This is a genomic window from Microbacterium sp. GW821-FHT01D02 (genome assembly GCF_059422585.1).
This window is the reverse complement of record NZ_JBWKXB010000003.1, coordinates 559,242-580,379: the sequence shown is the minus strand read 5'-3', so window position 1 is coordinate 580,379 and position 21,138 is coordinate 559,242. Positions and strand designations below refer to the sequence as shown.

The following is a 21,138-nucleotide window of genomic DNA, read 5'->3' as shown; positions in this document are numbered from 1 at the left end:
TACACACACATACATAACGAAGCAAGGAGCCACCACACATGGCCAACTTCACCATCGCTGACCTCAAGGCGCTGCGTGAGCAGCTCGGCACGGGAATGGTCGACACCAAGAAGGCGCTCGAGGAGGCCGACGGAGACGTCGAGAAGGCCACCGAGATCCTGCGTCTGAAGGGTGCGAAGGGCAACGCGAAGCGCGCTGACCGGTCCACCAGCGAGGGACTCATCGTCGCTCGCGAGCAGGACGGCGCCGTGACGCTCATCGAGCTCGCCTGCGAGACCGACTTCGTCGCGAAGAACGAGCGCTTCATCGCGCTGGCCGACAAGGTCGCCGACGCTGCCGCTGCCGTCAAGGCCGACTCGGTCGACGCCGCTCTCGCCGCTTCGGCGGGCGACAAGAGCGTCGAGCAGGTCATCTCGGAAGAGGCCGCGATCATCGGCGAGAAGGTCGAGCTGCGCCAGGTGCGCACGATCTCCGGCGACAAGGTCGAGGTCTACCTGCACCGCACGAGCAAGGACCTGCCGCCGCAGATCGGTGTCGTCGTCGCCTACTCGGGTGACGACGCCGAGACCGCGCGCAGCATCGCCCAGCACATCTCGTTCGCCAACCCGACGTACCTCTCCCGCGAGAACGTCCCGGCCGACGCCGTCGAGAAGGAGCGCGAGATCGTCACCGAGATCTCCCGCAACGAGGGCAAGCCGGAAGCGGCTCTCCCGAAGATCGTCGAGGGTCGCGTGTCCGCGTTCATCAAGCAGGTCGCCCTGCTCGAGCAGGACTACGCGAAGGACAACAAGCTCTCTGTCGCCCAGGTGGCGAAGGACGCCGGTATCACCGTGACGGACTTCGCGCGCTTCAAGGTCGGCGCGTAGCAACGTCGAAGGGGTTCGGATCGCCAGATCCGAACCCCTTCTTCATGCCCACGAGGCACTATCTTGAATCGGGACGAGAGGACACCCACCCATGACTGAACGCACCGGACGCCGCCGCGTCCTTCTCAAGCTCTCCGGAGAGGCCTTCGGAGCAGGGCAGCTGGGTGTCAGCCCCGACGTCGTCTCCCAGATCGCCCGGGACATCGCCGCGGCCGTCGATCGTGTCGAGGTGGCGATCGTCGTGGGCGGTGGCAACTTCTTCCGCGGAGCAGAGCTCAGCCAGCGCGGGATGGACCGCGGACGTGCCGACTACATGGGCATGCTGGGCACCGTCATGAACGCCCTCGCCCTCCAGGACTTCCTCGAGCAGGCCGGTGCCGCGACCCGCGTGCAGTCGGCCATCTCGATGACCCAGGTCGCGGAGCCCTACATCCCGCGTCGTGCCGAGCGGCACCTCGAGAAGGGCCGCGTCGTGATCTTCGGCGCCGGCGCCGGGCTCCCGTACTTCTCCACCGACACCGTGGCCGCGCAGCGCGCACTCGAGATCGGCGCGGACGAGGTCCTGGTCGCCAAGAACGGCGTCGACGCGATCTACACCGCCGACCCGAACAAGCACGCCGACGCGGAGCGCATCGAGCGCGTCACCTACCGCGACGCGCTGCAGCGCGGCCTCAAGGTGGTCGACTCGACGGCCTTCAGCCTCTGCATGGACAACAGCATGGACATGCGGGTGTTCGGCATGGAGCCGGCCGGCAACGTCACGCGCGCCCTGCTCGGCGAGCCGATCGGAACCCTCGTCACCGCGTGAGCGTGTGACACGGCGGAGAAGACTTCGCCCGATAGAATTTGCAGAACACCCCGACGATAGGAGTCACCGTGATCGCGGACGTCCTCGCTGAAACCACCTCCCGGATGAACCGGGCGGTCGAAGCTGCCAAGGAGGACTTCTCCACGGTGCGCACGGGTCGTGCGAACCCGCAGATGTTCCAGAAGGTCCTTGTCGACTACTACGGCACGCCGACCCCCATCGCGCAGCTCGCGTCGCTGGCCAACCAGGAGGCCCGCACCCTCATCATCACGCCGTACGACAAGTCGGCGCTGAAGGCGATCGAGCAGGCCATCCGCGACATGCCGAACCTGGGGGCGAACCCCACCAACGACGGCAACCTCGTGCGCGTGACGATGCCCGAGCTCACGGCGGAGCGTCGCAAGGAGTACGTCAAGCTCGTCAAGACCAAGGCCGAGGACGCGAAGGTCCACGTCCGTGGCATCCGCCGCAAGGCGAAGGACGAGCTCGATGCGCTCAAGAGCGAGCTCGGTGAAGACGAGATCGCCCGCGGCGAGAAGGAGCTCGACGGCCTGACGCGTCAGCACGTCGACCTGATCGACGACGCGCTGAAGCGCAAAGAGGCCGAACTCCTCGAGGTGTAGTCAGGATGTCCGACGAAACGCGAGATGCCGAGGAGGGCAAGCCGGCCGCGCGTCCTGACGCGCCTGCCGGCTCATCGTCCGACGGCGTCCCGCTCGTGGATGCGGCGTTCCCGTCGTTCGACGCGGCCGCCGTCCCGCCTCGCCCGCCGCTTCCGGTGCCCGGCGACGCCGCGGTGCCGGTGACCGTGGGGCCCCTGGACACCGCCGACCACAACGCGATCCGCGAGCAGTGGCGCGCGGCCCGTGATGAGCTCGGCAGCCACGTCTCGCACGCCCGTGACCAGCTCGATCAGGCGAACGAGCGGATCAAGCAGCGCACCGGACGCGACCTGGTGCTCGCGATCCTGATCGGCCTCGCCTTCGGCGCCGCGCTGCTCGGGTCCCTGCTCTTCATCAAGGCGCTCTTCGTCCCGTTCGCTCTCGCCGCTGCTCTGCTCGGCGTGTACGAGCTCTCAAGGGCCCTCCGCGCCTCGGGCCGTCGCATCGATGTGGTCCCGCAGCTGCTCGCCGCCGCCTTCCTGGTGCTCTCCGCGTACTTCGCGGAGCCCTGGCTGAGCTGGGTGATGCTCTTCGTCTCGGTCGCGTTCGTGATCGTGTGGCGTCTCATCGCCCAGATGGTGGCCCAGGACGGACGCACCTACGGCGATGTGCTCGCCGATGCCGTCATCAGCGGCTTCGTGCAGGTGTATGTCCCGTTCCTCGCCGGCGTCGCTCTGATCCTGCTCGAGCAGGAGGGCGGCCAGTGGTGGGTGCTCAGCTTCATCGCGATCGCCGTAGCCGCCGACACCGGCGCGTACGCGGCGGGTCTCGCCTTCGGCCGTCATCCGATGGCACCGAAGATCAGCCCCAAGAAGACCTGGGAGGGCTTCGGCGGTGCCGTCGTCGCCTCGCTTCTCGCGGGTGTGCTCCTCGCGATCTTCCTCCTCGAGCTCCCGTGGTGGGCCGGCCTCATCTTCGGTGCGTCGATCCTGCTGTCGGCGACGCTCGGCGACCTGGGCGAATCGATGCTGAAGCGCGACCTCGGGATCAAGGACATGAGCTCCTGGCTTCCCGGTCACGGCGGCCTGCTCGATCGACTCGACAGCATCCTCCCGTCGACGATCCCGGCGCTGTGCCTGTACTTCCTCCTCTCTCCCTGGGTGGTGCTGTGATGAACCAAGACCAGCTCGATGCAGAGTCGACGCAGGCACCGCCCGCGTTCGCCCTGACATCCGGTCGCGAGCGCGGGTACCACCGCACCGCGGTCGACACGTTCCTCGCCTCGGCGCGTCGCGCGTTCGAGACCGGCGGCGACGAGCTCGGTGCCGACGACGTCCGGACCGCCTCGTTCCCGCTCGTCAAGAACGGCTACGTCGTCGCGGACGTCGACGCCGCTCTCGGCCGTGTCGAGGACGCCTTCGCCGCCAGGGAGCGGGAGCGCGCCGTCCGCTCTCAGGGCGCCGGAGCCTGGGTCGAGCAGGCGCGCGCGGACGCGCAGACGATCCTCGACCACCTGGCGCGCCCGCGTCGTCACCGCTTCGCGCGCACGGGCGTCCTCACCTTCGGATACCGGATCGATGAGGTCGATCACGTGTCGACGAGGATCGTCCGCTACCTCCGCGACGGGGATGCCCTGTCCGCCGAGCAGCTGCGCTCCGCCGCGTTCCGCATGCAGCGCGGCGGCTACCGCGAGGAGCAGGTCGATGCCCTCCTGGACGCGACCATCGACGTGATCCTCGCCGTCCGCTGACCATCCTGATGGTCGATTCAGGCGGCTTTGCGTAGACTGTCTTCCATCGTGAACTCCCGAAACGACATGAACCCCGAATCACGCGCCCTCCCGCCGGTGTCTGCGGCGACGGTTTCCGCCGCACGCAAGGGCGCTCCTCGTCGGTCTCGCCGTCGTGGTGTGGCCAGCGTGATCAGCGCGCTCGCGGTCGTCGGATTCGCGGGTGCGCTCGTCGCTCCGACCGGCGTGGCCATGGCCGAGCCGGCCGCGCCGGATGCACCCGATTCCGCATACTCGCTGGCACTCGCCGACACGCAGAACCTCACGGTCACGGTCACCGGGGCCACCATCGCCCCCGTGGAACGCGGCACCTTCGAGGTGTACGTGAAGCCGAAGCCCAAGCCGAAGCCGGCTCCCACGGTGGCCTCGCAGTCGAACTCGGGTTCGTCCGGCGGATCCTCCGGCGGTTCGGCCCTGCCCCCGTACTCCGGCGGCGGAGCGCCTGCCGAGTGGATGGCCGCCGCCGGCATCGCGCAGGGCGACTGGCAGTACGTCGACTACATCGTCTCGCGGGAGAGCGGCTGGAACCCGAACGCAACGAACAGCTCCTCCGGAGCCTGTGGTCTCGTGCAGGCGCTGCCCTGCAGCAAGGTTCCCGGCAACGGCTACAACCCCGTGGACAACCTGCGTTGGGCCACCGGCTATGCGACCGGCCGCTACGGCAGCTGGTCCGGCGCGTACAACTTCTGGGTCAACAACCACTGGTGGTGAGCAGGCACGATGCCCCGCTCCCGCAAGCGCCCTCCGGCGCGCCCTGACACCGAGGACTCGTTCGATCGACTGCTCGCGGGCTGGAAGCGCTCGGAGACGCGGCGCGGCAGCGAGTGGACGGTGCAGCCGGTTTCCGCCCTGCAGGCGCAGAAGGAGTACATCTGTCCGGGCTGCGGCCGGACCATCGAGTCGGGGACGGCTCATCTGGTCGCGTGGCGCGCGGACGGCGTGCTGGGCGATGCGGCCGACCTGGCCGCTCGTCGGCATTGGCACACACACTGTTGGAGGATGGCGTGAGCATGGAGATCCGAGGACCGCTGGAGCTTCCGGCGCAGCGAGAGGACATCGAGCTCGCGACCGCCGACGGACTGACCCTGGTCGGCGAACTCGCCGTTCCGGAGGAAGCCGCCCCGGTCGCCACCCTCGTGACGCTGCACCCGCTGCCCACCGCCGGCGGATTCATGGACTCGCACATCATCCGCAAGGCGGCCGCGCGGCTTCCTGCGCTGGCTGATCTCGCGGTCCTGCGGTTCAACACGCGCGGCACCACCTCACCCCGCGGTACGAGTGACGGCGCTTTCGACGGCGGCGGTGCGGAGCAGTTCGACGTCGCCGCGGCGATGTCGTTCGTCCGGGAGCGCGGACTACCGCGTCCTTGGCTCCTCGGCTGGTCCTTCGGCACCGAGCTCGCGCTGAAGTACGGCCGCGAGCACGAGATCGAGGGCATCATCCTGCTCTCCCCGCCGCTCCATCGCGCGACGGAGGACGAGGTCGCGGCCTGGGCGGCGACCGACGTCCCGGTCATCGTGCTGGTCCCGGAGTTCGACGACTACCTCCGACCGGCCGAGGCCCGTGAGCGCTTCGCGTCGATCCCGCACGCACAGCTGATCGCCGTCGAGGGCGGCAAGCACCTGTGGGTCGGCGAGACGCAGACGCGGCGTGTGCTGACGGAGATCGTGGCGGCGGTCAACCCCTCCGCCCTGCCGCTCGCGACGCATTGGCCGCCGTCGGCCTGAGCCGACCGCGGGAGCCTCAGAGCTCGTTCATGCGCGGGATCAGCACCTGACGGTAGATGATCAGGATGCTCGCGGCGACGGGGATGGCGATGAGCGCCCCGAGGAGTCCGAGCAGGCTGCCGCCGGCGAGAGCCGCGACGACCACGACGGCGCCGGGAACCGAGACGGCACGGCTCATGATGCGCGGGGAGATCACGTACGCCTCGATCTGCATGTAGACGAGGTAGTAGATGGCCGCGGCGATCGCGATCCCGGGGGAGCCGAGTCCGGGGATGAGGCAGACCAGGACGATGATCGTCGATCCGGTCAGCGTGCCGACCAGCGGGATCAGGGAGAAGAAGAACGCGATGATCGCGAGCACCGCCGGGAACGGCGCATCGATGATCGACAGGTAGATGGCACTGAGCACGCCGTTGATCACGCCCTGCGTGACCTGTCCCATGACGTAGTAGCCGACCGAGTCCGTGATCTGCTCGGAGAGGTCGATGAAGCGCTCGCGCTTCGACGCCGGCGCGAGCTGGTAGACGGCGCGCTTGAGCGACGGCGTCGACGCCGTGAGGTAGATCGTGAGGATGAGGATGATGAAGGCTCCGAAGAGCCCGCTGAGCGCGGCACCGCTGGCGATGAGGACCCCCTGCCCGATGGAGCCGCCGATCTCCGCCAGGTTCGTCGTCAGCCAGTCCGTGACGTAGGTGAAGACGAGGTCGACCCGCAGATTCGGGAAGGCGTCCTGCATCCATTCCTTGAGGTCGGGGATCAGGGTGCCTCGCTGGACGATCGCCGAGATCTGCGCGATCAGCTGCGAGATCTGATCCACCAGGACGGGGAGGATGATGAGCACGATCCCGACGAACACCGCGAGCACCGCGAGGATCGTCACGAGGACCGCCAGCCAGCGCGGCAGCCGACGCCGCTCCAGGAAGGAGACGAGCGGATCGAGGCCCAGGCTCAGGAACAGCGCGGTTCCCACGTAGAGGAGGACGCTCGAGAGCGTCTGGACGCTGCTGATCAGCAGGATCCCCAATCCCACGCCGAGTGTCGCCACCAAGGCGGTGCGGAAGGGGTTGTGGATCTTCATCGGGTGACTCCTCGGGGTGGCTGGAGCAAGGCTATCCATCAGTCCGGTCGCGTCGCGGGCGACGTGCCGATCCAGCACGCACTGCATCTGCTCGTGGGCAACACACAGCTGATTTCGCTAGTCTGAAATGTCGAGTGTTGCGTCGCGGGCAGATGCCCGGGACGCGTGAGGAGACTATTCGTGCGTTTCGTATGGGCCGTGGTGGCCTTCGTGCTGGCCGCCGCGCTGATCGGCGCGGGTATCGCCCAGCGCACCATCTTCCTGGGACCGGAGTCGCAGCAGACGAAGGTCGGCATCGACGAACCCGCCCCCTTCGTCCTCCTGGACGGTGACGTGCTCCGGATGCACCCGGGCGCTCAGACCCTCATCGTCCGCGGCGAGGGCGAGATCTTCGGCAGCTACGGTCGCACGGCCGACATGGAGGCCTGGCTCGCCGACACCGACTACAACCGCGTCACGGTCGACGACGACGGCGACCTCGCGGTCGAGCACGTCGCGGCACAGGACGACGCGGCCGAAGCCGGTGGCGACGGCGATGGAGCGACGGACGAGCCCGCCGGGCGCGATCCCCGCGGCTCCGATCTCTGGCTCCACTCGTTCACGGACGAGGGCCGCCTCATCGCCGACAAGATGCAGCTCCCCGAAGGCACCAGCATGCTCGTCGCCTACGACGGCACGCAGGATGCGCCCGACGACATCGTCGTGTCCTGGCCGCTCGACAACCGGACCCCCTTCGCCGGACCGCTCATGGTCGCCGGTGGCATCATGCTGCTGATCGGCCTCATCCTCTACATCCTCGGGATCCGTCACCAGCGTCGCGGACGCGGTCCTCGACGCAAGGGCCCCGGTCCGCTTCCGGCCACCGAGCCGATCGACGTCGCGGTTCTTCCCCCGGCGGAGCGTGCCGCCATCGAGAGCACCGACGCCCCGGCCGCGGACCCGGCGGCAGCACCGACCGACACCGATGTGGAGGACGCGGAGATCATCGACGACACCAAGGAGTCCGACACGAAGAGCTCGATGCGCGCAGCCCCCGCCGTGCGCCGTCGCCGTCGCCTGCTCGTCATCCCGGCGCTCGGGCTCACGGCGATCCTGGCCGCCGGCTGCTCCGCCGACTCGTGGCCGCAGGTCGGCGAGGGCTCGCCGACGCCGTCGCCCAGCCCGACGGTGATCGCGCCCGAGAACCAGAAGCCGCCGGCAGTGACCGAAGGCCAGGCCAAGCGCATTCTGAAGGAGATCTCCGAGACCGTGGTGGAGGCCGACACGGCGATGGACATCGACCAGGCCGCCACGCGCCTCGACGGTCCCGCCCTCGCCGCGCGCACCACGGAGTATGCCCTGCGCGCGAAGATCAAGGGCATGAAGGCCCCCGCGGCGATTCCGACCGACGACTTCGAGGTCATCCTCCCGGAGGCGACGGATCGTTGGCCCCGTACCGTCCTCATGCTCTCCAAGAGCACGGGCGACGACACCGTGCCCCCGGTCCTGCTCATGATGTCGCAGGCGGACCCCTGGTCGAACTACAAGGTCACGAACATGGCCGAGATGTCCGCGGACGCGGTGTTCCCGGACGTCGCCGCACCGTGGCTCGGAGCCTCCCTCGTCCCCTCGGACTCGGCCTTCCTCTCGATCCCGCCGGCCGAGGTCGCGTCGGCCTTCGCCGATGTGGTCGACTCGGGGGAGAAGAGCGAGTATTACGGCAAGTTCGATGATCTGTCGCTGAAGCTCGCCGATTCCGTCACCGCCAGCCGTCAGGTCGTGGTGAAGGGGCTCGCCGACAAGGGAGCCGCCAAGACGTCGAAGGCGTCGTTCGACATGTCGCCCACGAAGGACGCGCCGATCTCGATGACGACGCTCGACAGCGGGGCGATCGTCGCCGTGTCGATGATCGATGTCGAGAGCGTGAAGCCGACCGCCAGCGACGTGATGATCCGCTTCGGGGAGAACCCCCAGGCCAAGGCGCTGACCGGGGCGACCGAGTCGGCGAAGGGCGTCGAGACGACGTACGAGTTCCAGCTGTTCTTCTCGGTCCCCGCGCAGGGGTCGACGGAGCAGATCAGGCTCCTGGCAGTCCACCAGGACCTCGTTTCCGTGAAGGTGATCAAGTGAGTGAGATCTCTCCCGCCGCTCTGCGCGGCGCCGTCGACCTGTCGAGCCTCCGCAACCGACCGGCATCGCCGGCAGAGGGGGCGCCGGCTCCCGGCGTCGTCGATCTCGTCGTCGATGCGACGGACGAGACCTTCGGCCAGATCCTCGAGATCTCGCGGACCGTCCCCGTCGTCGTCGACCTGTGGGCTGAATGGTGCGGACCCTGCAAGCAGCTGAGCCCGATCATCGAGAAGGTCACCAGGGAGCTCGGCGGACGCGTGCTGCTCGCCAAGGTCGACGTGGACGCGAACCCGCAGCTCGCGCAGAGCTTCCGCGCCCAGTCGATCCCGATGGTCGTGGCACTGATCGCCGGCCAGCCGGTGCCGATGTTCACGGGTGCGGTGCCCGAGCAGCAGGTGCGCGACGTGTTCGCCCAGTTGCTGCAGGTGGCCGCGCAGAACGGCGTCACCGGGACTCTGTCGGTCGGGACCGACGCCGATGCCCCCGCTGCGCCGGAGGAGCCCGAACTGCCTCCGCTGCACGCCGAGGCGTACGCGGCGATCGAGGTCGGCGACTACGCCGCCGCGATCCGGGCGTACGAAAAGGCCCTTGCCGAGAACCCGCGTGACGAGGAAGCTCTCGCCGGTCTCGGCCAGGTGCGTCTGCTCGACCGTGTGCAGGGACTCGACCTGCAGGCGGCGCGTGCCGCGGCGGCGAACGGCCCCCTCGACGTCCAGGCGCAGTTCGACGTGGCCGATCTTGACCTCGCCGGCGGTCACGTGGACGACGCCTTCGGACGTCTCCTCGACCTGTTCTCCCAGTTGCCCTCCGACCAGCGCACACCGGTGCGGGAGCGCCTGATCGAGCTGTTCGGCCTCATCGGCGCCGCCGACCCGCGCGTGGTGTCGGCGCGCAACCGTCTCTCGTCGTTGCTCTTCTAGAGGCGGCTTCTTCCAGAGGCGGTTGCTTCTCGAAGCGCCGTCCGGCCGGCCCGCGCGTCAGGCGTGGGTCACGGTCGGCACGTGCGGCTCGGGCTGATGGCGCAACCACAGCGTCGACAGTGCCGGAAGCGTGACACTGGCGGTCGGTGATCCGCCGTCGTCGGCGCTCGCGACGACCATGCCGAGGTTTCCGGAACCTCGACCGCCGTAATCGGCGGCATCGGTGTTGAGCACCTCCTGCCAGACGCCCTCGCGGGGGAGGGCCAGACGGTATCCGCTCCGCTCCACCCCGGCGAAGTTGCTCACGACGACCAGTCGCCCCCCGTGCGCGTCACGCCGCTCGAATGCGATCACCGTCGGGTCCCAGGTGGGCGCCCCGAGACGGCTGAAGGACGAGCCGTCGTTGTCCCGGGCCCACAGCGGCGCCTGGGCCCGGTACGCGCGGTTCATCGCGCCGACGAAGCCCTGCAGTTGTGCGTGGGAGGGCTGATCCAGGAGCCACCAGTCGAGTTCGCGGCCCTCCGACCACTCGGCGAGCTGACCGAACTCCTGCCCCATGAAGAGCAGCTTCTTGCCCGGGTGCCCCCACATGTAGGCGAGGTAGGCACGGACGTTGGCGAGCTTGTGCCAGTGGTCGCCGGGCATCTTGGCGAGCAGGCTGCCCTTGCCGTGCACGACCTCGTCGTGGCTGATGGGCAGCAGGTAGTTCTCGCCGAACGCGTAGACGAACGAGAAGGTCATCTCGCCCTCGTGGTGCCCGCGATACATCGGGTCACGGGAGATGTACTGGAGCGAGTCGTTCATCCAGCCCATGTTCCACTTGAAGCCGAATCCGAGACCGGCGTGGTCGGTCGGCGCCGTGACGCCGGGGAAGCTGGTGGACTCCTCGGCGATCATCATGATCCCGGGGTGCAGCCGGTACGCGGTGGCGTTCACCTCCTGCAGGAAGCGGATCGCCTCGAGGTTCTCGCGCCCGCCGTGGATGTTGGGCTCCCACTCACCTGCTTCGCGGGAGTAGTCGAGGTAGAGCATCGAGGCGACCGCGTCGACGCGGAGGCCGTCGACGTGGAACTCCTGGAGCCAGTAGAGGGCGTTGGCGACCAGGAACCCCCGCACCTCGGGCCGGCCGTAGTCGAAGATGAGCGTTCCCCAGTCCTGGTGCTCTCCGCGGCGAGGATCCGGGTGCTCGTAGAGAGGCTGGCCGTCGAAGCGTGCGAGGGCGAAGGCATCCTTGGGGAAGTGACCCGGGACCCAGTCCATGATCACGCCGATGCCGGCCTGATGCAGCCGGTCGATCAGGTAGCGCAGGTCATCCGGACTGCCGAAGCGACTCGTGGGTGCGTAATACCCGCTGACCTGGTAGCCCCAGGAGCCTCCGAAGGGGTGCTCGGCGAGCGGCATGAACTCGACGTGCGTGAAACCCGCCTCCGTCACGTGCTGGATCAGCGGTTCGGCGATGTCGCGGTACCCGAGCCCCGCGCGCCAGGAGCCGACGTGGATCTCGTAGACCGACAGGGGCTGCGCGACGGCGTGCGTCGCCGCGCGACGGGTCATCCACGCGCCGTCCGTCCAGGTGTACGACGATGCGGTCACGACGGACGCGGTGTCGGGCGGAACCTCGGCGGCGAGCGCCATCGGGTCCGCCTTCAGGATCCAGGAACCGTCTCGGGTGCGGATCTGGTACTTGTATCGCGTGCCGATCGGCAGATCCGGGATGAAGAGCTCCCAGACCCCGCTGACGCCCATGGAGCGCATCGCGTGGGCCTCGCCGTTCCACTCGTTGTGGTCGCCCACCACACGGACGGCGGTGGCGTTGGGCGCCCAGACCGCGAAGGAGACGCCCTGTTCGCCGTCGTGCGTGCGGGCGTGGGCCCCGAGGGCCTCCCAGAGGCGCTCGTGACGTCCTTCCGCGATCAGGTGCAGGTCGAGATCGCCGAGCGTCGGACGATGGCGGTAGGGGTCGCCGGACACGGTCTCCTCATGGTGCGCGTAGCGGGTGGCGATCCGATAGGGCAGCGGAGGACCGACGTGCTGCGCCTCCCAGATGCCGTGGGCCACATGGCCGAGCTCGAGCCTGCTGCCGTCGCCGAACACGGCCGCCACTCCGGCGGCGAGAGGGCGTCGGACCCGGATCACGGTGACGGTGCGATCGGCGGCGTCCTTGCCCGAATGCGCCCCGAGCACGGCATGCGGATCGTGGTGCGTCGCTGACGAGATCGCCTCCCACTCGGTGGATGCGGCGACGTCTTCCGTGTAGCTCATGATCGCTCCCTCACCTTCAGGATGTGCACCGGCTCGGCGAAGGCGTCGAGTCGCACGTAGTTGTGGTCGCTCCAGGTCCAGACGGCGCCGGTGAGGAGATCCTCGACCTCGAACGTCTCGCCGAGCGGCACGCCCCACCGGGTGGTGTCGAGGTGCACGGTGGTCTCGCGCACGGAGTGCGGGTCGACGTTGGCCACGACGATGATCGTGTCCGCGCGCCCGGTGCCGGTGAAGGGGGCGGCGAGGTGCTTGCTGTAGACGAGGACGGCGTCGTCGTCGCTCCAGTGCGTGAACAGGTTGCGGAGCTGTCGCAGGGCGGGGTGCGCCGCGCGGATCTCGTTGAGCCGTCGGAGCAGAGGTGCGAGGGACTCTCCGCGGGCTTCGGCTCCGACCCAGTCGCGCACCTTGTACTCGTACTTCTCGTTGTCGATGTTCTCCTCGGAACCGGGCCGAGCCACGTTCTCGAACAGCTCGTAGCCGGCGTAGACCCCGTACACCGGACCGGCCGTCGCCGCGATGCAGGCGCGGATGCGATAGGCGGCCCTGCCGCCGAACTGCAGGTACTCGGTGAGGATGTCGTGCGTGTTCACGAACAGGTTGGGCCGCATGTAGTCGGAGGTCTCGTGCGACACGGAGGTGAGGAACTCCTCGAGCTCGGCCTTGGTGTTGCGCCAGGTGAAGTAGCTGTAGCTCTGCTGGAACCCCACCGCGGCGAGCGCGCGCATCACGGCAGGGCGGGTGAACGCCTCGGCGAGGAAGATCACGTCCGGGTCGGAGGCGTTCACCTCGGCGATGAGCCACTCCCAGAACTGCAGCGGCTTGGTGTGGGGGTTGTCGACCCGGAAGATCTTCACGCCCTGCGCGACCCAGTGCTGCACGACGCGCAGCATCTCGGCGTAGATGCCGGCCGGGTCGTTGTCGAAGTTCAGGGGGTAGATGTCCTGGTACTTCTTCGGCGGGTTCTCGGCGAACGCGATGGTCCCGTCCGGGAGCGTGGTGAACCACTCCGGATGCTCCGCGACCCAGGGATGGTCGGGGGAGGCCTGGAGTGCGAGGTCGAGTGCGACCTCGAGCCCTTCCTTCTGCGCGGCCCGGACGAAGGAGCGGAAGTCATGCGCGGTGCCGAGGTCGGGGTGGATCGCGTCGTGCCCGCCTTCTGCGGCACCGATCGCATAGGGGGAGCCGGGGTCTCCGGGTTCGGCGGTGAGCGTGTTGTTGCGGCCCTTGCGATGGGTGGTCCCGATCGGATGGATCGGCACGAGGTAGACGACGTCGAACCCCATCGCGGCGACCTCGGGAAGGCGCTTCGCGGCGGTGCGGAACGTGCCGCTCCTGACCGTTCCGTCCTTCAGACGCCGGGCGCCCTCCGACCGGGGGAAGAACTCGTACCAGGCGCCGACGCCGGCGGCGACCCGGTCGACGATGAGCGTGTGCTCCGTCGTGGCGGAACGGAACGTCGTCACCGGGCGTTCCCGGAACACCTCGGCGAGCGCGGCATCCGTCGACGTGGCCGATGTCGTCGCGGCATCCCCGGTGCGGAGGGCGTCGGCGACGGCGAGCAGGCGCTTCCGCTGGGCGGCCGGACGGTCCTTCTCCGCGGATGCCCGGGTGAGCAGCTCCGCACCGAGCGCCGCCATCACCGGCACGTCGACCCCGGCGGCGACCTTCAGCTCGGCAGCGTGCGCCCAGGTCGCGAAGTCGTCGGAGAAGCCCTCGAACCGGTAGCGCCATGCACCCTGCTCGTCCAGCGCGATGTCGGCCGACCAGGTGTCGGTGCCGTCTCCGCGCGGCGTCAGGCGGTGCAGACTCTCGTCACCCGAGGGGGAGGTGAGCCGCACGTGCACGCCGATGGTGTCGTGCCCCTCCCGGAAGGAGACGACGCGGAACGGCACGACCTCTCCGACGAAGGCCTTCGGCGGGAACCCTCCCGGCACGGCGGGTGCAGGGTCGAGCAGGGGGATGCGCGTCGTGCGCAGCGAGCCGGGGAGATCCGCGTCACCCGATGCGCGCGTCGGGATCTGAGCGGGGCTCCGGAGAGCCGAGGACCGAATACCAGCACGTGCAGCCACATCCCGAATGTACCGCGCGGACGCAGCCGCGGGTAGCGCGCCGCGGGGTGCGTCGGGACCCGGCGTCATTCGACGCGGAACAGCCTCATCGAGGTGCCGGAGACCGGCAGCACATCGCCCGGAGCGAAGACCTCGTCCTCGTCGGACGGACGTTCCTGCGCGCTCGACCACAGCGACACGAAGCGGGTCGCACCCTCGATCTCCTCGGGAAGACGCACATCGATCGGCGACTCCGTGCCGTGCACGATGAGCAGGATGCGGTTGTAGGCCTCGGTGTCCGGTGTGGACGCGGCGACGTACTGCAGCGTGCGGTTGCCGGGGTCGGCCCACTGCCCCTGTTCCATCGTCTCGCCGTTCTGGTCGTACCAGTCCATGACGGACGCATTGGGGATGTGCTCGCCGAGTCGTGCGTAGCGACTCGGTCGGAGGGCGGGGTTCTCCTGCCGCAGCCGGATCAGGCGCGAGACATGCGCGCGGAGGTCGCTCTGCCAGGGCTCGAACTCCCATCCGAGCCAGGTCATCGCGGAGTCCTGGGCATAGGCGTTGTTGTTCCCGCGCTGGGTGCGTCCGACCTCATCGCCGGCTGTGAGCATCGGGATGCCCGCGGAGAGCAGGAGCGTACCGAGCAGGTTGCGCATGGCCTTGCGCCGCGCGGCCAGGATCGTCGGGTCGTCTGTCGGACCCTCGATGCCGTGGTTGAACGCCCGGTTCATGTCGGCGCCGTCGCGGTTCTGCTCGCCGTTCGCCTCGTTGTGCTTGACGTCGTACGAGACGAGGTCGTGCAGGGTGAAGCCGTCGTGCGCCGTGACGAAGTTCACGCTGGCGAGCGGGCCGCGGTCTTCGCTGAACGTGTTCGAGGACCCGGCCAGACGCGTCGCGAATCCGCCGATGCCGACCGGAGCCGACGCCCGCCGCGCGTAGTCGATATCGCTCAGCCAGAAGTTGCGCACGCGGTCGCGGTAGCGGTCGTTCCACTCGTGCCACCCGGCCGGGAAGTTCCCGGTCTGCCAGCCGCCCAGCCCCACGTCCCACGGCTCGGCGATGAGCTTGGTGTCGGCGAGGATCGGATCGTTCGCGATCGCCGCCAGGAGCGGGTGATCCGGCGTGTACGTGTGCGTGGCGTCCCGGGCGATGGCGGTGGCCAGGTCGAAGCGGAAGCCGTCGATCTGCATCTCCTGCGCCCAGTAGCGGAGGGAGTCCAGCACGAGCCGGGCCCCGGCGTCGGTCGCCGTGTTCAGCGTGTTGCCGCAGCCGGTCGTGTCGATGTAGACGCCGGATTCGTCCTGGCGGTAGTAGTTCGCGTTGTCGATGCCGCGAAGGCTCGAGCGCGGACCGCCGATGCCCTCCTCCGAGGTGTGGTTGTAGACCACGTCGAGGATGACCTCGAGTCCCGCCTCGTGGAGCAGGCGCACCATGCCCTTGAACTCGGCGAGGACGGCCTCGGGCCCCTCCTTGCGTGCGTCCTCGGTGGCGTAGGCGGTGTGCGGCGTGAAGAAGTTGAGGGTGTTGTAGCCCCAGTAGTTCGTGAGGCCCCGCTCGAGCAGGCGCGGCTCCGGGACGAACGCATGCACCGGGAGCAGCTCGATGGACGTGATCCCGAGCGAGTGGAAGTACTCGATCATGGCCGGGTGGGCGAGTCCGGCGTAGGTGCCGTGGAGGGCGGGCGGCACGTCGGGGTGGCGCTTGGTGAGGCCCTTGAGGTGGCCCTCGTAGATGACCGTCCGATCGAGCGGCACCCGCGGCTTCTGGGAGTCGCCCCAGTCGAACCCGTCGACGATGACCACGGAGCGCCATTCCTCGTAGCCGTCTCCCTGAGCGAGGCCCCGCGCGTACGGATCGAGCAGCAGGGTCTCCGGGTTGAACGTGTTGCCGGGGCCGTGCGGGCCCCCGACGCGGACGGCGTAGCGGATGCCCGGCTGCAGGAGCTCGGTGGTGACCTCCCAGATACCGCCGGCGAGACGTTCGAGCGGCAGCTCGTCGGTCGCCCAGTCGAGGTCGGTGGCATCGAAGACCACGAGCTCGACGGACGACGCGTTCTGCGACCAGACACGCAGCGTGCCGACGCCGTCGTGCAGACGGACGCCGAGGTTGTCGAGGGTGGAGCCGCCGGGCACGGGGAGGTCTCGGGACGCGGGCATGAGTACACACTAGGCGCGTTGTGTTGCCGTCTCATGTCAGGGCGTACCGGGTTCCACCGGCAGGGGCCCGGTCGCCCGGGATCCGCGAGAGAATCGAAGGATGCGGCACTACCTCGATCACGCGGCGACCACGCCACTGCGACCGGAGGCGCGCGACGCCTGGCTGGCCGCCTCGGAGACGGTCGGGAACGCGTCGTCCACCCACGGCGCGGGCCAGGACGCACGCCGGCTCCTGGAGGAATCGCGTGAGCGGGTCGCCGCGGAGCTCGACGCCGATCCGATCGAGATCGTGTTCACCTCGGGCGGCACGGAGTCGATCAACCTCGCGCTGCAGGGTCTGTGGCACGCGCGCCCCGAGGGGACGTCGGCGATCGTGATCCCCGACGGGGAGCATCACGCGACGATGGACACGGTGGCCGCGCTCGCGGACGAGGGCGCGGAGCTGCGCCGGGTCGCCGTCACGCGCGAGGCGCGCATCGATGCGGAGCAGTTCGCCGCCGCGCTCCCCGGTGCCGCCCTCGCGACCGCCCTGGTGGCGAACAACGAGGCGGGCACGATCAACGACGCCGCTGCGCTCGCGCTGGCGAGCACGGATGCCGGCGTCGCCCTGCACCTCGACGCGGTCGCCGCGCTCGGACACGTTCCCCTCTCGTTCCGCGCGCTGCGTGGTGACGCGCCCGCCGGTGCGGGCCTGGTGGCGATGAGCCTCGCCGGGCACAAGATCGGCGCGCCGGTCGGCGTGGGAGTCCTCGTCGCGGCGCGAACGGCGAGGCTGACGGCGCTGCTGCGCGGTGGCGCCCAGCAGCGCGGTCTCCGGGCCGGCACGCAGGACATCGCCGGAGCCGCGGCCTTCGCCACGGCCCTCGAGCTGGCCGAGGCCGAGCGGGAGCAGGAGACGGCCCGTCTGCGCATCCTCCGTGATCGCCTCGTCACCGGCATCCGCTCCGCCGTGCCCGCGGCCGAGCTCCTGGGCGATCCGCTCGACCGCCTCCCCGGGAACGCCCACGTGCTGTTCCCCGGCGCGGTCGGGGAGAGCCTGCTGTTCCTCCTCGATGTCGCGGGCGTCGCCGCGTCGACCGGGTCCGCATGCCAGGCGGGTGTCGCCGAGCCCTCGCACGTGGTGATGGCGATGGGGCGGAGCGAGCGGGACGCGCGCAGCGTCCTCCGCTTCTCGCTCGGCCGGACGTCGACCGATGCCGACGTCGATGCGGTGCTCGCCGCGATCGCCGACGCCTACTCGCGCGCATCCGGCGCCGGCACAGCCACGCGCTCGTAGACTGGTGACATGCGGATCCTTGCGGCGATGAGCGGTGGAGTCGACTCCGCCGTCGCGGCCGCCAGGGCCGTGGAGGCGGGGCACGACGTGGTCGGGGTGCATCTGGCGCTCTCCCGCGCCGGCGGCACCCTGCGTACGGGCAGCCGCGGCTGCTGCACGATCGAAGACGCCCTCGACGCGCGACGTGCGGCCGATCTGCTCGGCATCCCGTTCTACGTCTGGGACTTCTCGGAGCGATTCCGCGACGACGTGATCGACGACTTCATCTCCGAGTACCAGGCCGGGCGCACGCCCAACCCCTGCATGCGCTGCAACGAGAAGATCAAGTTCGCAGCCCTCCTGGAGCGCGCGATCGAGCTCGGGTTCGACGCCGTGTGCACCGGACACTATGCGACGCTCATCGACGGTGCCGAAGGCCTGGAGCTGCACCGCGCCTCGGACAACGCCAAGGACCAGTCCTACGTGCTGGGCGTGCTCACCGCCGAGCAGCTCGCGCACACGTACTTCCCGCTCGGCACGACGCCCTCGAAGGCGATCGTCCGCGCGGAGGCGGAGGCCCGTGGCCTGAGCGTCGCGCAGAAGCCGGACAGCCACGACATCTGCTTCATCCCCGACGGCGACACCCGCGGCTGGCTCGCCGAGAAGGTCGGCACGGCGACGGGCGAGATCGTCGACCGCAACGGCGATGTCGTCGGGTCGCACGAGGGCGCCCACGCGTTCACGGTCGGGCAGCGTCGTGGTCTCAAGCTCGGCGTGCCTGCGGCGGACGGCAAGCCGCGGTTCGTCCTCGAGGTGCGTCCGGTGTCGAACACGGTGGTGGTCGGACCCAAGGAGGCGCTCGCGATCGCAGAGATCGCCGGAGAGCGGTTCAGCTGGGCCGGCGCCGCGCCCACGGATTCCGCGTTCGAGTGCCACGTGCAGATCCGCGCGCACGCCGAGCCGGTGCCCGCGCACGCGGTGGTGTCCGCGGATGGCGTGCGGGTGACCCCCGAGGTGCCGCTCGACGGTGTCGCACCGGGGCAGACTGCCGTCCTGTACGTCGGGACCCGGGTCCTCGGGCAGTTCACGATCGACACCACGGTGTCGGCGGTCCCCGTCGGCGCGTAGACGCTTCCGGTGTCGGTGCCCGCTCGTAGACTGACGGGGTGCCGGAGAACATCTCGCTGGAAGACGCCCGAACCGAAGCCGAGGAGCTGACCACTCGCATCCTGGAGGCGAAAGACGCCTACTACGGACGCGACACCTCACTGGTCGACGACTTCACCTACGACGGGTGGATGCATCGGCTCGAGGAACTCGAGCGTCTGCATCCCGAGCTGCAGGGGCAGGACTCGCCCACGCAGATGGTCGGTGCGGCCGAGGCGACAGGCCTCGCGACGATCGAGCACGCCGAGCGCATGCTCAGCCTCGACAACGTCTTCTCGATCGACGAGCTGCGGGAGTGGGCGGCGAAGACCAAGGCCGCAGCGGGGCGCGACGTCGCCTGGCTCACCGAGCTGAAGATCGACGGACTCGCGATCAACCTCCGCTACGAGAACGGCGTCCTGACCTCGGCGGCGACGCGCGGCGACGGGCGCGTGGGCGAGATCGTCACCGAGAACGCCCTGCGCCTCCCGGAGATCCCGTACCGGTTGAGCGGTGAAGGCCACCCCGAGATCGTCGAGGTGCGCGGCGAGGTCTTCATCCCCGTCGCGGCGTTCGAGCGACTCAACGCGGCGCAGGCCGCCTTCCGTGACCGCGCCTACGCCGACGCGCTCTCGCGCTGGGAGTCGCGCGGAGGGGTCAAGAAGCCGTTCGACGAAGAGAAGGCCACGACGGCCGCGGCTCGGCGCTTCCCGTCGTTCGCGAACCCGCGCAACGCGGCCAGCGGCGGACTCCGTCAGCAGATCGACAAGAAGAACGGGCTGGAGCTCGAAGCGGGGATGCTGCGGATCGAGTCGCTCGCGCTCTACGTGCACGGCGTCGGCGCGTGGTCGAACCCTCCCGTCGCCGCGCAGAGCGAGGTGTACGACCTGCTCTCGGAGTGGGGCCTGCCCACGAGCCCGCACACCCGGGTGTGCCGCACGATCGACGAGGTCGTGGAGTTCGTCGAGTACTTCGGTGAGCACCGGCACGACATCGAGCACGAGCTGGACGGCATCGTGGTCAAGGTCGACGAGCTCGAACTGCACGACGAACTCGGAGCGACGAGCCGCGCGCCGCGCTGGGCCATCGCCTACAAGTACCCGCCGGAAGAGGTGCAGACCAAGCTCCTCGACATCGTCGTGTCGGTCGGCCGCACCGGACGCGCGACGCCGTTCGCGGTGATGGCACCCGCGCACGTGGCCGGCTCCGTGGTGCGTCAGGCGACGCTGCACAACAAAGACGTCGTCAAGGCCAAGGGCGTGCTGATCGGCGACACCGTGGTGCTGCGCAAGGCCGGCGACGTGATCCCCGAGGTCCTCGGGCCGGTCGTCGAGAAGCGCGACGGCAGCGAGCGGGAGTTCGTGATGCCCGTCGAGTGCCCCGAATGCGGGACGCCGCTGCGGGCGATGAAGGAGGGCGACATCGACCTCCGCTGCCCGAACGCCCGGTCCTGTCCGGCGCAGGTGCGCGGCCGTGTCGAGCACATCGGCTCCCGGGGCGCTCTCGACGTCGAGGCACTGGGCGAGGTCACCGCGGCCGCGCTGACGCAGCCGACCTCACCGGCGGTGCCTCCGCTGGAGACCGAGGCGGGGCTGTTCGCTCTGACCCTGGACGAGCTCGTGCCCATCGAGCTGTTCGTGCGCGACGCCGAGACGGGCCTGCCGAAGGAGGATGAGGACGGCATCGTCAAGACGCGCGCCCCCTTCCGCCGGAACCCCACCGCAGCCGAGAAGAAGTCCGGCCTGGAGGGACCCCAGCCGTCCTCGCAGGCGCTCACGCTGCTGGCGGAGCTGGAGAAGGCGAAGACCAAGGACCTCTGGCGTCTGCTCGTCTCGCTGAACATCCGCCACGTCGGGCCCGTCGCCGCGCGTGCGCTGGCGCAGTGGTTCGGGTCGCTCGCCGCGATCCGCGCCGCCTCCCGCGAGGAGCTCGCCGCGGTCGAGGGCGTCGGCGGCATCATCGCCGATTCCCTGCTCGCCTGGTTCGAGGTCGACTGGCATCAGGACATCGTCCGGCAGTGGGCCGATGCCGGCGTGCAGTGGTCGACGCCCGGCCACCCCGGCCCGGGGGCCGCCGTGGCGGCGGGGGGAGTGCTGGAGGGGTTGACGGTCGTCGCGACCGGTTCGCTGGACGGCTACACGCGCGACGGGGCGCAGGAGGCCATCATCAACGCGGGTGGCAAGGCGGCGTCGAGCGTCTCGAAGAAGACCGACTTCGTCGCGGCCGGCCCCGGCGCGGGATCCAAGCTTGCCAAGGCCGAGGAGCTGGGCCTGCGGATCCTCGATGCCGCACAGTTCCACATCCTCGTGACCGAGGGACCGGATGCGCTCCCGCCTGTGGGCGAGGGCGCCTGACGGCCGACGTCCCCG

General features: G+C 69.5%; 17 protein-coding genes. 13 read left to right on the top strand and 4 right to left on the bottom strand.

Features of this window, described 5'->3' with window-relative positions:
* Positions 1-38: 38 nt before the first annotated feature.
* From tsf to AC07VM_RS16310, 8 genes are all read left to right on the top strand, one after another.
* Positions 39-866, top strand: a complete 828-nt coding sequence (gene tsf / locus AC07VM_RS16345; protein ID WP_267418406.1) for a translation elongation factor Ts — start codon at positions 39-41, stop codon at positions 864-866.
* Between the two features lie 91 nt (positions 867-957).
* Positions 958-1,674, top strand: a complete 717-nt coding sequence (pyrH, locus tag AC07VM_RS16340; protein ID WP_017830711.1) for a UMP kinase — start codon at positions 958-960, stop codon at positions 1,672-1,674.
* Between the two features lie 68 nt (positions 1,675-1,742).
* Positions 1,743-2,297: a ribosome recycling factor gene (gene frr / locus AC07VM_RS16335; protein WP_267418409.1), complete on the top strand. Its 555-nt coding sequence runs from the start codon at positions 1,743-1,745 to the stop codon at positions 2,295-2,297.
* 5 nt (positions 2,298-2,302) lie between these two features.
* A complete protein-coding gene (locus AC07VM_RS16330; protein ID WP_494912259.1) occupies positions 2,303-3,448 on the top strand; it encodes a phosphatidate cytidylyltransferase in 1,146 nt (381 codons plus the stop codon).
* Positions 3,448-4,026 (top strand): DivIVA domain-containing protein, encoded by a 579-nt coding sequence (locus AC07VM_RS16325; RefSeq protein ID WP_267418411.1) that lies wholly within the window; start codon positions 3,448-3,450, stop codon positions 4,024-4,026. Before AC07VM_RS16330 ends, AC07VM_RS16325 begins: the two co-directional genes overlap by 1 nt.
* 48 nt (positions 4,027-4,074) lie before the next feature.
* A complete protein-coding gene (locus AC07VM_RS16320) occupies positions 4,075-4,776 on the top strand; it encodes an aggregation-promoting factor C-terminal-like domain-containing protein (RefSeq protein ID WP_494912257.1) in 702 nt (233 codons plus the stop codon).
* Positions 4,777-4,785: 9 nt separating this feature from the next.
* Positions 4,786-5,073 (top strand): Rv1322 family protein, encoded by a 288-nt coding sequence (locus tag AC07VM_RS16315; protein ID WP_267418413.1) that lies wholly within the window; start codon positions 4,786-4,788, stop codon positions 5,071-5,073.
* 2 nt (positions 5,074-5,075) lie between these two features.
* Positions 5,076-5,792: an alpha/beta hydrolase gene (locus AC07VM_RS16310; protein ID WP_267418541.1), complete on the top strand. Its 717-nt coding sequence runs from the start codon at positions 5,076-5,078 to the stop codon at positions 5,790-5,792.
* A 16-nt stretch (positions 5,793-5,808) separates the two neighbouring features.
* Here the strand turns inward: AC07VM_RS16310 and AC07VM_RS16305 are convergent, their stop codons facing one another.
* Positions 5,809-6,870: an AI-2E family transporter gene (locus AC07VM_RS16305; RefSeq protein WP_267418414.1), complete on the bottom strand. Its 1,062-nt coding sequence runs from the start codon at positions 6,868-6,870 to the stop codon at positions 5,809-5,811.
* Positions 6,871-7,050: 180 nt separating this feature from the next.
* Between AC07VM_RS16305 and AC07VM_RS16300 the strand changes: the two genes are divergently transcribed.
* Positions 7,051-8,979: a DUF8094 domain-containing protein gene (locus AC07VM_RS16300; protein WP_267418415.1), complete on the top strand. Its 1,929-nt coding sequence runs from the start codon at positions 7,051-7,053 to the stop codon at positions 8,977-8,979.
* Positions 8,976-9,899 (top strand): tetratricopeptide repeat protein, encoded by a 924-nt coding sequence (locus AC07VM_RS16295; protein ID WP_494912254.1) that lies wholly within the window; start codon positions 8,976-8,978, stop codon positions 9,897-9,899. Before AC07VM_RS16300 ends, AC07VM_RS16295 begins: the two co-directional genes overlap by 4 nt.
* Positions 9,900-9,956: 57 nt before the next feature.
* On the opposite strand, the gene glgB is transcribed toward AC07VM_RS16295, so the two are convergent.
* From glgB to glgX, 3 genes are all read right to left on the bottom strand, one after another.
* Positions 9,957-12,161: a 1,4-alpha-glucan branching protein GlgB gene (glgB, locus tag AC07VM_RS16290; RefSeq protein ID WP_494912253.1), complete on the bottom strand. Its 2,205-nt coding sequence runs from the start codon at positions 12,159-12,161 to the stop codon at positions 9,957-9,959.
* Positions 12,158-14,230: an alpha-1,4-glucan--maltose-1-phosphate maltosyltransferase gene (locus tag AC07VM_RS16285; RefSeq protein ID WP_494912252.1), complete on the bottom strand. Its 2,073-nt coding sequence runs from the start codon at positions 14,228-14,230 to the stop codon at positions 12,158-12,160. Before AC07VM_RS16285 ends, glgB begins: the two co-directional genes overlap by 4 nt.
* 65 nt (positions 14,231-14,295) lie before the next feature.
* A complete protein-coding gene (gene glgX / locus AC07VM_RS16280) occupies positions 14,296-16,368 on the bottom strand; it encodes a glycogen debranching protein GlgX (protein WP_494912250.1) in 2,073 nt (690 codons plus the stop codon).
* A 100-nt stretch (positions 16,369-16,468) separates the two neighbouring features.
* On the opposite strand from glgX, the gene AC07VM_RS16275 reads away from it, so the two are divergent.
* From AC07VM_RS16275 to ligA, 3 genes are read left to right on the top strand one after another with little or no spacing between them, the layout of a single operon-like run.
* Entirely contained in the window at positions 16,469-17,644 is a 1,176-nt protein-coding gene (locus AC07VM_RS16275) for a cysteine desulfurase family protein (protein WP_494912249.1), read from the top strand.
* 9 nt (positions 17,645-17,653) lie between these two features.
* Positions 17,654-18,751, top strand: coding sequence for a tRNA 2-thiouridine(34) synthase MnmA (gene mnmA / locus AC07VM_RS16270; protein ID WP_494912247.1), 1,098 nt, complete (start codon positions 17,654-17,656; stop codon positions 18,749-18,751).
* A gap of 38 nt (positions 18,752-18,789) precedes the next feature.
* On the top strand, positions 18,790-21,123 hold the full coding sequence (ligA, locus tag AC07VM_RS16265) for an NAD-dependent DNA ligase LigA (protein ID WP_494912245.1): 2,334 nt from the start codon (positions 18,790-18,792) through the stop codon (positions 21,121-21,123).
* Positions 21,124-21,138: the final 15 nt, after the last annotated feature.